We start from the raw sequence: 14,610 nt of genomic DNA, 5'->3' as shown, positions 1-14,610 counted from the left end.
ACTCATTTTATGCTAAAGAAAAAAGCTGAAATTGTGTATAGCTTCCGCTTTGGGTAGAAACGACTTCCAGGCGGGCGTCAATCCTTTCTTTCAGCTCCGGCACATGGGATATGACGCCGACGAGCCTTCCCGAATCTTGGATTTCCATTAACGCTTCAATAGCCTGATCAAGCGACTCTGGGTCAAGTGTGCCGAACCCTTCATCAATAAACATTGTTTCCAGCGAAACACCGCCCGCGTATTGCTGCACGATTTCGGCCAGGCCGAGGGCAAGTGCGAGCGCCGCTTTAAAACTCTCTCCACCCGACAATGTTTTAACGTGTCTTTCTTGTCCTGTGTATTGGTCAAAAATCAGCAGTTCCAACCCGCTTTGCGCATTGCCTTTTGCCCGGTCTTTCTTCCGGTGCATCGTGTAGCGGCCGCTAGTCATTTTGACAAGCCGTTCATTTGCTACCAACAAAATGTCATCGAGAAAAGAAGCAAGTACGAATCTTTCAAATGTTAACTTGTGCACATTTCTGCCGTGAGCCATATCATAAAGGTGGCCTATGACACTATATTCCTGTTCCAAGCCTTGCAAATGCTCATTGATCACCTCTACTCGGTCTTCAATTCGCTGGCAATTACTGATCAAGTTGTTGACTGTGAGCCTTTCTTTATCTTGTTCAGCTATTTGATCGTCGATTTCTTCTTTTTTTGCTAGTAAATGAGAAAGTTTTGGCTTTTCGATATCGGCAAGGTTTTCAGTAATTTCTCGCAGCCTATCAGATGTTGAACGGAATTGCTCATTAAATGAGTTAATATCGTCCTGCAACTGCCTTTGTTCAGCAGTGGTCCGTTTGCTGGATGAGTAATGCTTGAAATCTTTGAATTCGTGTTCTTCCATCAGCTGTTTAAACCGCATGCGTTCAGTCGCCAGCCGCTCATTTTGCTGAGTGATCGTACTTCGTATTTCGTTTAAACCTGCTTCCGTCGCCGCCAGCATCGTTTCTGCCGCTTGTTTTCTTTGTACAGCAACTTCTAATTGTTCTGCTAACTGGAGCTTCTTTCTTTCCGCTTGCTTTGCCGCAAGTTCATATGCATCTTTTTGCCGGATTGATTCGGGGATATTCTTCAGCATCCCCTCTACTTGCGACTGCTTGCCGGCATATAATTCGCGCACTTTTGCCTCCTGCTGCTGGCAGTTCGTTAATTCCTCACGCAGTTCTTTCCATCGGATATTCAGCCGGCCGCGTTCTTCTAACCATTCTGTTTTTTCCTGCAACTTCTTTTTTGCTTGTTGCATAGCTTTTTCAGCCGCTTTTTGAACAGCAAGCAGCTGCTGCATTTGTCCGGCTTTATCCCTTTGATTCACTTGCAAACCATTCTCGGCAGCTTCTTGCAAGAGCTCATCCATTGCTTCCTCTTCTTTTTGTAAATGGATTTGAATACTAGTAAGTTCGCTTGCGACTTTCTGCTGTTTCGCTTCAATCTGGGCCGCTTCCTGCTTAGCTGCTTCTATTTCTTCTTTCGCAGGCGCATCCGCATGGGCTTTAGCCGGGTGTGGGTGCTCTGTAGAGCCGCAGACGGCACATGGTTCGTCCGCAGTTAACGACTGCGCAAGCATGCCTGCCTGCTGCTTTTGCCAATTTGTTTCGAGCTCTTCCATATTCGCTTTTGCTGATGCAAGCAATTGCTTTTCCTCTTCATTTTGTTGCTCAAGCTGCTTTTCCCGCACCGTTAAACGCTCAACTTGTCCATTCACTTTTTCAACTTTGCCGAGCAGTTTCACTTGTGTTTCAGCCAACTGTTTTTTCTTTTCTTCTTCGTAAAGCGTCTGCTGCCAGCTGTCGAGTGAAGCTAAGTCCTTATCCAGCTTTTCCATTTTAATTTCTATTTCTATGTACCGGGCTGAAAGTGTTTCTCTCGTTTGCTCATGCGCTTTCATTTGATCACTCAGCCGGTTGAGCATATCTTTTTCTTCTTCAAGTGAATAGACGGCTTCTTTTAAAGCCAGCAGCCTGCTTAAATCTTCTGCAGCCTTTTCTCTATCCGTCTCTTTGGCAATTTCTGCTTGCCATTGCAAAACGGCTGTTTCACGAGCCTTTTGATTTTTCACATACGTTATTTTAGTTTCTTCCGCTCTCTTTTCGTCTTCATCGAGATCTTTTTTCAATTTCATGCACAATTCTTCTTGCTGCTCAAGCTGTTGTGCTTTCTCAGCCCATTCAATTTCTTCTGCCTTTTTCTTGATAGCAGGCTTTCTATATTCCAGTTCCTTTTTCTCCGCTTCCAATTCTTCTTTTCGTGCCATTTGTTTGATTATGTGCCTTGCCTGATGAATATTTTGATTAAGTTCATCGCGTGCGGCACGCTGCTGATCAATCATTTCTTTAATCACATTTAATCTTTTCGTTAAGAAGTTGATTTCTGCTTTTAATTGGGAAAGCACGGCTGTTTCATTACGGGGATCCTGCTTAAGCAACTCCGTCATTTCTTCAGTTGCTGGCTCTATGCTGTCTAATAATTGAGCTCGTTCTTTCAGCCCGCTTTCCACTTTTTTCTCCAAATCAGCCGCTTTTCGCTTTAGCTTTTCTTCTATTAATTTATAAAACTGTGTATGGAACAGGCGCTGCAGCACTTTCTCTTTCTCCTTGCTGTCAGAAACAAGCAGCTTTCTAAACTCACCTTGGGGAATCATTAAGATTTGCCTGAATTGATTGGCATCAAGCTGAACGATCTCTTTTATTTTTTCATCGACGTCGCGAACATTTGCCGCGAGCAGTTTTTTATTTCCATCATCACTTATTTCATAAAGTTCCGCTTTTGCTGTAATTGTCCGGAAGCCTTCTCCGCGCTCCTTTTTCTTCTCCTGCTGAGGAGAGCGGTAAATTTGATAGTTGCGGCTTTTTAATGAAAATTCAAGCTGCACCTCAGTTAACACATCGTCTTGGGCAAACTGGCTGCGCAAGTCGGTTCCTGCTCTTTCTTCTCCGCTGGCCCGGCCGTAAACAGCGAAACTGATGCCATCAAAAATCGTTGTTTTACCCGAGCCGGTTTTGCCGGAAATAACAAACATTGTTCGGTTTTCCAGTTTGCCAAAATCTATTTCTTCCTTGCCGGCATAAGGACCGAATGCCTGCATTATTAATTTAATTGGCTTCATTTTTGATCCGCCTCCAGACGGGCCTCTTGAATGACCCTCTCCATTATTTTTCTTTTTTCAGCAGTAAAAGAATCAGTCGTCATCTGGCTGTAGAAATCGGCAAAAAGGTCAATGTCCGACTTTTTCCCCTCACGTTTCATTTCGTAACCTTCTTTTTTACGCTGATCCAATATATCAATTTGTCTTTCCAAGTGAAGAATATTCGGATAAGCCTGTCTCAGTTTCCCCATTGGATCAATGATAGCTCCCCGGTCGTGAAGGGTAATTTTTAAATAATCCTCTGCCTGTTCTTTTTGAATACGGGATGGATCAAGCAGCTCTTCCAACGTACCTTCAATTTCACGCATATCCCTTTTAGGCATAAGTGTTTTTTCTTCGATCGAAAAAGCGCCTCCTTCTTCGATCGTAACAACTGAAATACTTTTACGCTGTTTCGCTTCAGAAAAAGAATATTTTAGAAGAGAACCAGAATAGCGGACCGTTTCATGATTGATGGCATCCGGGCTATGCAAGTGGCCAAGTGCTGTGTAATGAAACGGAGCAAATAACTCGGCTCCAACACAGCCTGATCCTCCGACCGACAATGTTCTTTCCGATTCGGATGTTTTCCCGCCTAAAACGAAGGCATGGCCGACAAAGACATTCACTTCCCGATGATCCATTTCTTTTTCTATTTTTCCTATAAGTGCCTTCATCGCTTCCTGATGGGAATGAACGGAATCATCCCCCAGCAGCTGCCGAATTACCCCCGGCTCTGCATAAGGCACACAATAAAAGTTCACTCCATTGACCCGGACAGGTGAAAATTGATCATCAACTTTGCCTTTTAAATAAAATTTGCTGTGCTGAAACCAAGAAGAACCGAACGAAAGCCGCTCCGAGCTGTCATGGTTGCCTGAAATGGCCACAATCGGCGTTTCCAGTTCTATATTTATTTTAAACAACATTTCATTCAGCAGCTCTACCGCACTCGTCGGCGGAATAGACCTGTCGTATAAGTCGCCGGCAATCACGACGGCATCCGGCTTCTCTTCTTCTACTACTTTGGCAAACTGATGCAATACTTCCCGTTGTTCTTCTGTCATATAAACCCCATGTACGAGCTTGCCTAAATGCCAGTCTGCTGTATGTATAAATTTCACTAATTTCACCTCTAAAAAAGTCTGTTAATTCCATAGTAACGAAAAACCCTCAGAAAGCAAATCACTTCAAAAACTGGTAAACTAAGAACAAAAAGGAGAAATATAATGCCTTATTTATTGCTCGCTTTTGCGATTGTAAGTGAAGTGATTGGAAGTTCCATGTTGAAAGCGTCTGAAGGGTTTACGAAATGGCTGCCTTCCCTCATTGTTACTGTCGGTTACGGTGCTGCCTTTTACGCTTTGTCTCTTTCTTTGAAGACGATTCCGCTCAGTGTGGCGTATGCCATCTGGTCGGGAGTAGGCACGGCGCTTACCGCTTTAATCGGCATTCTCATTTGGAAAGAAGCATTCACTTTTCAAACGTTTATCGGATTATCTGCCATTATTTTCGGAGTTGTGATTTTGAATTATCCGTTGAAAGGTTAATTTTTTTCAATGGACAGCTAACTCGCCTTTACTGTTGTGTCAGCTTTCTCATTTGTCTATAATGGGGAGCGACAGTTGAGAAATATGGAGGTTGCCATCATGCTGCAAGGTTGGTTTTCTTATTTTATACTTTTATGGGTCATTATACTGGTCGGCAGTTTTGCGATCGGCGGTTTTTTTATGTTTCGCAAGTTTTTAAAGAGGTTTCCGAAAGAAGATGGAAAATCAGATTTAGACTGGGAAGAATATTACGTCAACCAAACGCGAAAGCTGTGGAAGCAGCCTGAAAAAGAGCTGCTGGAAGAGCTCGTCAGCCCAGTACCTGAACTTTTCCGGGATGTCGCCCGCCAAAAAATCGCTGGAAAGATTGGGGAACTTGCATTAAATGAAAAAGCGAAAGTCATCACGCAAGATTTAGTTATTCGCGGCTATATTGTCGCTACTCCGAAAAGGGATCATAAGTTTTTGCGCAAAAAGCTGAAAGAGATGAAAATCGATATGTCACCGTATGAATACTTATTTTAAAAGAAAGAGCTTGCGGCATTCGCAAGCTCTTTCTTTCATAAGATTGTTTTATTATTAAGCGGACCTTTAGCTAATTCCGCCTTCAGCTTCCGATATTGCCAATACATAGATATTCGCCACGGAACAATCATCGAAAAAGCCAAAATAAAAAACATTCCGCTCAATTCCCCAAGGTGAACGGTTGCACTTAATACCACTTTACCGATAATCCGAATGATCAAAAGACTGATTAAAATAATCGGAAACGCTTTTGAACGCTTTAAATAAATATCATCATTGCGAATTTCAAAATTCGATGTTTTGATCAATAAAATCGAAAATAACATTCCAACAGTCATTGCTTCGAGCAGCTGCATAGAAGTGATTCGAAACTCAGGGATCACAAACATCAGCGCGCCCGTACTCATAAAAAGCGGAGGCAAAATAATCTTTTTAGCGGAAGTTGGTTTTTTGGCAGCTTTCATGCGAATAATCATGGCTGCAATTCCCATCAAAACCGCCAAAATGGATGAAGCAACAAGCAACATCTTCATCATTCCTTATCTCGTATACATTTGCCTTGCTATTATAATTGATTTTCACTAAAAAGACAAAAACTGCTTTCTTGTGAGTTAGAATCCAGTAAAGCCGCCGAAGAAAGGACTTAAGAAAATAATAATTTTTGTCATCCAATCAAAAAATAAAACAATCCCCATGACAATCATGATATAACCGCCTACTTTCATAATGATTCCGCTGTGAGTGCGGATCCATTTCATGCGGCTGATAAAGAAAGACAAAATAAAAAACGGAATCGCAAATCCAAGCGTATAAGCGATCATATAAAACAAACCGGACCCTGGGTTACTTGCTGCAAGGGCAAAGACAGACAGCAAAATAGGACCCGTACAAGGCGTCCAACCAGCAGCAAAAGCCAGACCGATCAACGTAGAGCCGACATAGCCGCTCGGACGGCTTTTAAATTCCATTCGCTTATCAGTCATCATGAATTTTGGCTGCAGAATACCTGTAACAACAAGACCAAAGAAGACAATAAAGATGGCGCCGATTTGCCGTATCAAATCTTGATATTGAAACAATAGACTGCCGATAAAGCTTGATGCAAACCCTAGTGAGATAAATATTATTGAAAACCCTAATAAAAAGAAAAGTGTATGCAACATGCTTCTTCTTTGCAGCATTTTATTCTCATTTTTTAATTCATTGACGCTCATGCCGGTAATATAAGAAAGAAATGCGGGATACAACGGCAAACAGCAAGGTGAAATAAAGCTGAGAAAGCCTGCTCCAAAGGCTAAAAACAAATTAATATCGTTCAATGAGAACCCCCTGCCTTTCCATTGACATTGTAACAAAGTTTAGAACGGGAAGCGAAAAAAGAGTTATGAATAATTTGTGACCTTTCCCTGCGTAAATAAGTATGAATTTCTTTACAAAAAATGATTTTGTTTTTGAAAAAAAGTCAAAGTTTGGGTATACTAAAGAAACTGGCAGAGACTGGCTTATTACTACATAGAAAGGAATTACTGCTGTGTGCAAAGATAACTTACTGGATGCTATTGAAAAGAAACGAATGGAGCTATTCAAAATTGTCGCAGTTAATGGATTAAATTCTCCTCTTGCTGTTAAATACAGCCAGGAACTTGACCTGTTATTAAACGATTATAACCGTAAATATATTCATTCATCTTATTCATATAACCATAAACATAAACAAATGCCTAATTAAAATGAGCAGGGTTTTATCAAACACCTGCTCATTTTTGTGTTGATTTCGCTCGAAAAAAATAAAAAGCACTCAAAATTGAGCGCTGTTTACTTATCATTAAATTGCTTGTTCATTTGGGACATCATTTGATTTATTTTTTTCTGGGAAGGCTTCATCCCCATTTGCATCATCATCATTCGCAGCATTTGTTCATTAATTGGTGGATTCTTCTTTAAATAGTCCATCATATATTTACGGGCTATAAAAAATCCAAGCGCAACCCCGGCAGCTAAAGCCAGAATTCCGACGAGTACATACCACATAAAATACTTCCTCCTTCATGTTGTCTACTAAAAGTTTACTAAACCGAAAGCCATTATACAACATGAAAGAGAAATTTTCTTCACTTAAACAAAATTTCTTTCTTTATGGGTTCGAGCCAGCCATAATTTTTTCTCTCAAAATCCACAGCGAACAAACAAGCATTTAATTTTTTTAAAGAATGGAAAAAAACCGTTTCCACTTCATAGCTGCCGGAAGCCTTTAAATAAAGGCATTTTTCTTCAGCTGACAGGATTGCCTTTCCTTTTTGCTTCGGCAACTCAATCGTGTAAAGGTGATTATTTTCGGACGAGAAACTCTCTCTGCCTGCCAAAGCTTCATTTAAAACAGAAGCTATGGAACGCAGAGAGAATTTTTCCGTGATGTATTGGATTTGCTTTTCTATTACACTTTTTTCTCCATTCCCATTCATGGAGCTTTCAAAAAATAACTGAAAAAAGTTCTGTTCACGCCCGTAAAAATAATGGGCAAATTCATCCCCGATCCAGTAAATTTGATAGCTTCTCATTCATTTTACCTCCTGCTTGTCCTTTTCCTTATTATAAGAAAGAACGTGTGTTGAGGTTGTTGAATTTTGGAAAAAACGGCCACTAGTTTTGTCGATTAACAACAAGAAAAGGCCGGTTTGCTACAAAGCAAAACTGGCCTTTTCTTTTATCCCATTAATTGTCTATTAATGCTTTCGCACGGGAAACAACATTTTCAACAGTGAATCCATATTCTTTCATCACTGTCTCACCAGGTGCGGAGGCACCAAACTGATCAATAGCGATAATATCACCTTCGTCGCCAGTGTAGCGTTCCCATCCGAGAGAAGCACCCATTTCAATAGCAAGGCGCTTTTTCACTTCTTTAGGGAGAACAGAACGTTTATATTCTGCACTTTGTTGTTCGAAGCGATCCCATGATGGCATGCTGACAACAGTTGCATGGATACCTTCTTGTTGAAGCACTTTTTGAGCTTCTACTGCGAGGTTCACTTCTGAACCGGTAGCTAACAGAAGCAGGTCGGCTGTGGCTTTCTCAGCCGGCGAAATCACATACGCTCCTTTCGCCACTCCTTCTTCAGCTGTTTCAGAAGACCCTTTGATCGTCTCTAAGTTTTGGCGGGTCAGCACGAGTGCAGTCGGTGTTGATTTAGAAGATACTGCTAATTTCCAAGCCGCAGCTGTCTCGTTGCCGTCTGCCGGGCGGATAATTGAAAGATTGGGAATCGACCGGAGTGCAGAAAGCTGCTCGATCGGCTCATGTGTCGGTCCGTCTTCTCCAACAGCGATGCTATCATGTGTAAATACATACGTAACAGGAAGCCCCATCAAGGCTGCTAATCGAATGGCCGGACGCAAATAATCAGAGAAAACAAAGAATGTGCCGCCAAATACTTGAAGTCCTCCGTGGAGAGCCATCCCGTTCATCGCAGCTCCCATGCCAAACTCCCGTACACCGAACCAAATGTTGCGGCCTTCATACGCATCCGGGAAAAAGTCTTTACCGTTTTTAATCATTGTTTTATTAGATCCGGCTAAGTCGGCTGATCCACCGATAAATGTAGGGAGGTTTTTAGCAATCGCATTCAACACCTCTCCGGAGGAAGCGCGGCTTGCCAAGCTTTTTCCTTCTTCATAAGACGGGATGTCTTTATCCCATCCTTCAGCTAGTTCGCCATTAATCGCTGCCTCTAGCTTTTGGCCAAGTTCAGGATATTGTTTTTTGTATTCATCGAACAATTTGTCCCATTCTTGCTCGGCTGTTTTTCCTTTTTGAATAATCGATTCTTCAAAACGGCTGTACACTTCTTCCGGCACATGAAAATCTTGTTCAAATGTCCACTTATAATATTCTTTCGTTAGTTTCATTTCTTCTTCACCAAGTGGAGCACCGTGAACGTCTGACTTGCCTGATTTATTAGGTGAACCGTAACCAATCACTGTTTTTACTTCAATCATCGTCGGTCGCGTTTCATCTTGTTTCGCTTCTTCGATAGCTCTAGAAATCTCTTCCATGTCATTTCCGTCTTCTACACGAATATACTGCCAGCCATATGCTTTAAACCGGCCTTCTACACTTTCTGAAAACGACTTGTCAAGGTCGCCATCAAGAGAAATATCGTTGGAATCATACAAAACAATTAAACGACCCAGTTTAAGATGAGCGGCAAGAGAAGCGGCTTCTGAAGCAACACCTTCCATTAAGTCGCCATCGCCACAGAGCGTGTATGTAAAATGGTTCACTACTTCGTACTTGTCTTTGTTATAAACAGCTGCTAAGTGTCTTTCAGCCATCGCCATCCCCACAGCCATTGCAATTCCTTGACCAAGCGGTCCTGTTGTTGCTTCTACGCCATCTGTATGACCGTATTCAGGGTGTCCGGGGGTTTTGCTGCCCCATTGGCGGAAATTCTTTATTTCATCCATAGACAAATCATAACCGGATAAATGCAGAAGGCTATATAGAAGCATAGATCCGTGCCCAGCCGATAAAACGAAACGGTCACGATTAAACCATTTTGAATTTTTAGGGTTATGGTTCATATAACGGCTCCAAAGCGTGTACGCCATTGGCGCCGCCCCCATTGGTAGTCCCGGGTGTCCAGAATTTGCTTTTTCAATCGCATCTATAGAAAGAGTGCGGATCGTATTTACAGCTAGTTGATCAACTTTATCAAACATGACAAACTTCCTTTCATCGACAAATATTGTTTCCTCTTAATATTATAGGTCTTTATAAAAATATACAAGATTTCTGTGGCGAACAATTCGTATTCTCTCGTTGTTTTTCCCAACAAAAAAAACCGACAGGCGCCGGCTGATTAATGCATGTTCTTTCGATTTTGAATATCTTTAATTTTTTGGGGCGTCACTTCATTGCCTTCCGGGTCAAAAATACGTACAGTTTCCACCGTATTTTTCATAGACGAACGAAAAACTTTTAAATATTCCTGGCGCAAACTGGCTTGCTCTATTTTTTCGTCTGCCGTCAGCCCTTCTGATTTCGACTTTTTAGAAAGTTCGTTAATGCGGGTAAGTTTATCTGAAGAAAGCATAGATCACTGCTGCTAAATTATACATAACCATTCTTGCTTATAATTTAGCAGACACTCCTTTCTGTAGTTTCTTACCTTTATCTTATAAAAAAAGAACTATGTAAACAAGAAAGACGCTTATTCAGACTCATTTTCGGCATTTTCAGTATATTCTTTAAACCTTCTGTGGACAGTCGCTTTTGATACATGATAGCCGAACCCTCTTAACGTTGCAGCTATTTCATCAAACGTCAACTCGTTCCGCCGCAGACGGACAATTTCTTCCACGGGCACTTCTTTTCTTTCCCTTCCAGCTGGGTTTCCCCTATTTTTCAAATTGTTTTCAGGCCGGAATCCGTTTTCTACTGCCCGTTTCATACCTCGTTTAATTTTCAAATTATGGATTTTCCGTTGGTACTCTTCCACCATACTGACAATTTGGATGACCATTGAGTCTGACTCAGATAGCTGCAGCTCTCCATCATCAGCAATACTGTATACTTTTATTCCTTCTTTAAATAAGCAATGCAATAAAGCAATTTTAGCGTTTCCTCTCCCGATCCTTGTTTCATCCTGGATAAGTACTGCATCAATTTGCTCTTTTTTCACCATATCAAGTACATCTAACATGCCCGGCCTGTCAAGATCATAGCCACTCACTTGATCTTTAATCACGGCCGCCACTTCATATCCTTTCCTTGAAGCGAGGCTGAGCAGTTCTTCCTCCTGCCGCTCGAGCGACGTTTCCTGGGCTTCTTTTTTTGTACTGACACGGCAATAAATAATGGCTCTCACTTAAAACTACTCCTCTTTAAATGCGACTTGGCTGTCCGGATAAGATTGAGATGAATCAACCGGTATGACGAGCGTATCCCCCGGTATTATTTTGGCGGAGTACAGCTTATTCTCTTTCTGTACCCATATGATAAAATCCTCTTCTTTCATTCCGTTCTCTTTAACGTATTGACCGGCAATGCTCCAGAGTGAATCCCCCTCCTGCACCGTGATCTCCTTATAAGGATTGTGTTCTTCACTCATATTCAAGATCAGCATAACCCCCGCCATTATTGTAACAGCTATAAATAATAGAACAAAAGAGTTCTCTTTCACAAGTGTTTTCATCATCAATTGTCCTCCTTAATCCGAATGTTCGTTCGTATATTCATGTTTCATTGTAGTAGGAACATTTGTTTGTGTCAAGAGTGTATTCGAACTTATGTTTGTATCCTAAAAAGTGTCATGTTATAATACAGGAAAAAGACAATTCAAGAGGTGCAGACAAATGACAAAATTATCGAAAAGGCAGCAGGATATTTTAGATTTTATAAAGTTTGAAGTTAAAGCAAAAGGATACCCTCCTTCAGTAAGAGAAATAGGAGAAGCGGTCGGCCTTGCATCAAGTTCAACCGTACATGGTCATCTTGCCCGGTTGGAGAGCAAAGGAATGATCCGCCGTGATCCGACTAAACCGCGCGCCATCGAGATATTGGAAATGGAAGATACTGTGCCAAGACAAAATGTAGTGAACGTGCCATTAATCGGGAAAGTAACTGCCGGCTTGCCTATTACGGCCATTGAAAACATAGAAGAGTTTTTTCCATTACCAGAACGGCTTGCACCTGCTGATGAACACGTGTTTATGCTGGAAATTATGGGTGACAGCATGATTGAAGCCGGTATTTTAAACGGCGATTACGTAGTCGTCCGACAGCAGCAGACAGCTAAAAACGGTGAAATTGTCGTTGCCATGACAGAAGATGATGAGGCCACTGTCAAGCGTTTCTTTAAAGAAAAAGATTTTATCCGCCTTCAGCCCGAGAATTCATCAATGGAACCGATTATTCTGCCTACTGTCACTATCCTCGGAAAAGTAATCGGCGTATACAGACACATCCATTAATAATCATTCAAGCTCCTTTCTGCTTTATCCGGAAGGAGTTTTTATTTTTTAGAGTGTAATAGAATAGTAAGTTAATTTATCGTATGAAGAAATAAGAGAGGATATGAATTATTTTTTGCAGCGGAGTCAACCTTATGATTAATGTGAGAATTGAGTTGAATAACTAATAAAACCCCTTTAGCTTGTTTAGCAAAAGGGGTAAAATTATTTGTCCGGGTACGTTAAACATTTTAAAAATCAATGCCCACCGGGTTTTATCCTGCACCGAAGATAGACACTGTTTGCCGCTCTGGCACAAATTCGCGGCCATTCCATTTAAGTACATTTTTCATCCAGCCCAATCCATCTGCATTATATCTGCCAGCGATGTTTTGAAAAGCGTCCAGCTCATAAGTGCCATCCCTTGCAAAATCGATTGGATATAGACCCGATAAAGGAGATACCCAACCTTTAATTGGCTCTTTCAATGTACCGTTCGGGTAATAAATCTCCGCTAAATATTCTTTGCTTTTTAACTGCAGGTCAAGTATATACTTCTTCTTCAGATTAAAGCTGATCACCTCAGCTTTAAAGTGATTTTTATAATTCACCTCATACTTGTATTTTTCATTGAAAGCGTCAAAATCAAAAATCAAACTGATTTTCCCGTTTATAAACGAAAACACATAAGCATAAATCGTACCGCCGCTCCCACCCGTGTCAATGATGATTAAAATGTCATCCACCTTGTCACCCGTAAAGTCACCAAGAAAGATTGTCGGGTGATAACCGGCGTTTTCTTTGAGGGGGATTCGTTCGTACTCATTCGTTCTTCCATCCTGAACAACGAGGGTAATATTTTTCCAAAAAGGGCTGTCTTCAGTTTTGTCAGCTGTAAGATAGACATTATCAACAATTCCATCTCCCGTTACATCTCCACGCTTTCTATCCACGACTGAAACGTTGCTAGGCTGCCTTTGCCTTATGCCTGCCTTAATCTCCTTCCTCATTTCAAGAAGCTTTTCTTTGGATGGGTAAGGATTAGAAAAAGACAATGCTTTATTAATTGAAGCTAAAGCATCATCCGGCCTCTCTCCTTTCACTTGCGCGTCCGCCAAACAATACCAATAAACACGGGAATTCCACCCTTGAAGCAAATCTTTATAGTAATTCTCTACTTTCTTAATATAATAGGGATCCATAACTACACCTCGTCTTCTTAAGTCTTGAATACATTATTATATGCAAGAAAAACACAAGGGCTTTGCCGTTCATTATTTCCCCCACAAAACAAAACCCTTGACACCAATTGTGCCAAGGGCTGAAAAGATTAATATATTTGTAGGTACTGTCCGCATGCCCACGGATGAACTTCCTTCTCCCGCCATACTCCTCTACATTTGAACCTGTTAGAGCGCAGCTTGACCGCCAATCGGCTTCATGCTTCACCAAAAGAGATCCGGGCTTCTGTTTTCTCGCTTCTTGAGTATCTCGCCTCTTTGCAGCAAAGAGTGAGAGTGGCTCAGATGTTGAAAGATTAAGTGTTTTGATTGTCTTACACAGTTATAACTTTGCTTTAAGCAATAAATTTGTCATCAATTCAACATTAGGGTAGTCAGATTCTCTAAACTGATGGATAACTTGTTTTACATCATAATCGACTCTAACAATAGAAGTTTGAAAGCTGCCATCTCTAATATCAATTAGGGAATATGAGGACTTATTCATACCATCGAAAGGTAAACCGACACTCCCTATGTTGATAAGGCATTTGCCGTTAATATACCTAATATACGGTTTATGGATATGAGCATATATGTATATGTCAGCTTCATTGATCATCAATTTTTCACTCATCATGCTATCACTTTCAAATGGTGGAACTACTTCAAACAAACTATTAGGAGTAGCATGGAAAGCATGAATTTTAATATTTCTAACTTCAACCGTTAATTCTAATGGAAGATTTCTCAAATATTCGATACTCTCATCATCCAATTGTGAGTAAGTCCAATCACGCTCTTTCGTCATAACTTCCAAAGCCTGATCTGGTACCTCTCCTTCTCTTAAACCACGAACTACCCATTCGTCCGCGTTTCCTTTAATGACTTCACACTTTAGGGCCCTAACTAAATCAAGCGCCCGTTTCGGCTCAGGTCCTCGGAAGCTTATATCCCCTAAAACAAAAATTTTATCAACATTCTTTTCTTTTATATCCTGCCGTACCGCATCTAGAGCTATGGCATTGCCGTGGATATCTGAGATGAAAGCCAGCTTCATAAAAGAACCCCATTTCATAATTTTTTTATATTTTACCATCAAAGAACATAACACTCTCTTATTTAATTCCTATTCTTTTAAAAAACAAAAATCCCTCCATAATAGATAGACAAATCTTTTCAATTTGCTGCCTACTATGGG

16 protein-coding genes are annotated in these 14,610 nt (G+C 41.0%); 4 read left to right on the top strand and 12 right to left on the bottom strand.

Annotation, left to right across the window (positions count from 1 at the left end):
- Positions 1-7 precede the first annotated feature (7 nt).
- Together F9802_RS05700 and F9802_RS05695 are read right to left on the bottom strand one after the other, a co-directional pair.
- Positions 8-3,145, bottom strand: coding sequence for an AAA family ATPase (locus F9802_RS05700; RefSeq protein WP_152150180.1), 3,138 nt, complete (start codon positions 3,143-3,145; stop codon positions 8-10).
- Positions 3,142-4,287, bottom strand: coding sequence for an exonuclease SbcCD subunit D (locus F9802_RS05695; RefSeq protein WP_152150179.1), 1,146 nt, complete (start codon positions 4,285-4,287; stop codon positions 3,142-3,144). The genes F9802_RS05700 and F9802_RS05695 overlap by 4 nt, the downstream gene beginning before the upstream one ends.
- A gap of 105 nt (positions 4,288-4,392) precedes the next feature.
- On the opposite strand from F9802_RS05695, the gene F9802_RS05690 reads away from it, so the two are divergent.
- The gene (locus tag F9802_RS05690; RefSeq protein WP_225435201.1) at positions 4,393-4,713 is read left to right on the top strand and encodes a DMT family transporter; all 321 of its coding nucleotides are present in this window, start codon (positions 4,393-4,395) and stop codon (positions 4,711-4,713) included.
- Between the two features lie 99 nt (positions 4,714-4,812).
- A complete protein-coding gene (locus F9802_RS05685; protein ID WP_152150177.1) occupies positions 4,813-5,238 on the top strand; it encodes a DUF2621 domain-containing protein in 426 nt (141 codons plus the stop codon).
- Positions 5,239-5,273: 35 nt separating this feature from the next.
- Here F9802_RS05685 and F9802_RS05680 read toward each other — a convergent pair whose 3' ends face one another.
- Together F9802_RS05680 and F9802_RS05675 are read right to left on the bottom strand one after the other, a co-directional pair.
- A complete protein-coding gene (locus F9802_RS05680; RefSeq protein WP_404799140.1) occupies positions 5,274-5,774 on the bottom strand; it encodes a CcdC family protein in 501 nt (166 codons plus the stop codon).
- 75 nt (positions 5,775-5,849) lie between these two features.
- A complete protein-coding gene (locus F9802_RS05675) occupies positions 5,850-6,557 on the bottom strand; it encodes a cytochrome c biogenesis CcdA family protein (protein ID WP_152150176.1) in 708 nt (235 codons plus the stop codon).
- A gap of 212 nt (positions 6,558-6,769) precedes the next feature.
- Here F9802_RS05675 and F9802_RS05670 point away from each other — a divergent pair, with 212 nt between their 5' ends.
- Entirely contained in the window at positions 6,770-6,967 is a 198-nt protein-coding gene (locus F9802_RS05670; RefSeq protein WP_152150175.1) for an aspartyl-phosphate phosphatase Spo0E family protein, read from the top strand.
- An 86-nt stretch (positions 6,968-7,053) separates the two neighbouring features.
- On the opposite strand, the gene F9802_RS05665 is transcribed toward F9802_RS05670, so the two are convergent.
- The 6 genes from F9802_RS05665 to yneA form a co-directional block, all read right to left on the bottom strand.
- Positions 7,054-7,269, bottom strand: coding sequence for a YneF family protein (locus tag F9802_RS05665; protein WP_152150174.1), 216 nt, complete (start codon positions 7,267-7,269; stop codon positions 7,054-7,056).
- An 80-nt stretch (positions 7,270-7,349) separates the two neighbouring features.
- A complete protein-coding gene (sirA, locus tag F9802_RS05660) occupies positions 7,350-7,796 on the bottom strand; it encodes a sporulation inhibitor of replication protein SirA (protein WP_152150173.1) in 447 nt (148 codons plus the stop codon).
- Positions 7,797-7,950: 154 nt separating this feature from the next.
- Positions 7,951-9,957 (bottom strand): transketolase, encoded by a 2,007-nt coding sequence (gene tkt / locus F9802_RS05655; protein ID WP_152150172.1) that lies wholly within the window; start codon positions 9,955-9,957, stop codon positions 7,951-7,953.
- Between the two features lie 140 nt (positions 9,958-10,097).
- Complete coding sequence (locus F9802_RS05650; protein WP_152150171.1) at positions 10,098-10,331, bottom strand: DUF896 domain-containing protein; 234 nt, start codon at positions 10,329-10,331, stop codon at positions 10,098-10,100.
- Between the two features lie 117 nt (positions 10,332-10,448).
- Complete coding sequence (locus tag F9802_RS05645; protein WP_152150170.1) at positions 10,449-11,105, bottom strand: YneB family resolvase-like protein; 657 nt, start codon at positions 11,103-11,105, stop codon at positions 10,449-10,451.
- A gap of 6 nt (positions 11,106-11,111) precedes the next feature.
- The gene (gene yneA / locus F9802_RS05640; RefSeq protein ID WP_152150169.1) at positions 11,112-11,435 is read right to left on the bottom strand and encodes a cell division suppressor protein YneA; all 324 of its coding nucleotides are present in this window, start codon (positions 11,433-11,435) and stop codon (positions 11,112-11,114) included.
- Between the two features lie 157 nt (positions 11,436-11,592).
- Here yneA and lexA point away from each other — a divergent pair, with 157 nt between their 5' ends.
- A complete protein-coding gene (gene lexA / locus F9802_RS05635; RefSeq protein ID WP_152150168.1) occupies positions 11,593-12,210 on the top strand; it encodes a transcriptional repressor LexA in 618 nt (205 codons plus the stop codon).
- A gap of 254 nt (positions 12,211-12,464) precedes the next feature.
- On the opposite strand, the gene F9802_RS05630 is transcribed toward lexA, so the two are convergent.
- Both F9802_RS05630 and F9802_RS05625 read right to left on the bottom strand, forming a co-directional pair.
- The gene (locus F9802_RS05630) at positions 12,465-13,391 is read right to left on the bottom strand and encodes a VCBS repeat-containing protein (RefSeq protein ID WP_225435200.1); all 927 of its coding nucleotides are present in this window, start codon (positions 13,389-13,391) and stop codon (positions 12,465-12,467) included.
- 361 nt (positions 13,392-13,752) lie between these two features.
- Complete coding sequence (locus F9802_RS05625) at positions 13,753-14,469, bottom strand: metallophosphoesterase family protein (RefSeq protein WP_152150167.1); 717 nt, start codon at positions 14,467-14,469, stop codon at positions 13,753-13,755.
- Between the last annotated feature and the right edge of the window lie 141 nt (positions 14,470-14,610).

The organism is Bacillus aerolatus, assembly GCF_009183655.1.
In the GTDB taxonomy this organism is placed as follows: Bacteria; Bacillota; Bacilli; order Bacillales; family Domibacillaceae; genus Pseudobacillus; species Pseudobacillus aerolatus.
This window is presented reverse-complemented; position numbering and strand designations above follow the sequence as displayed.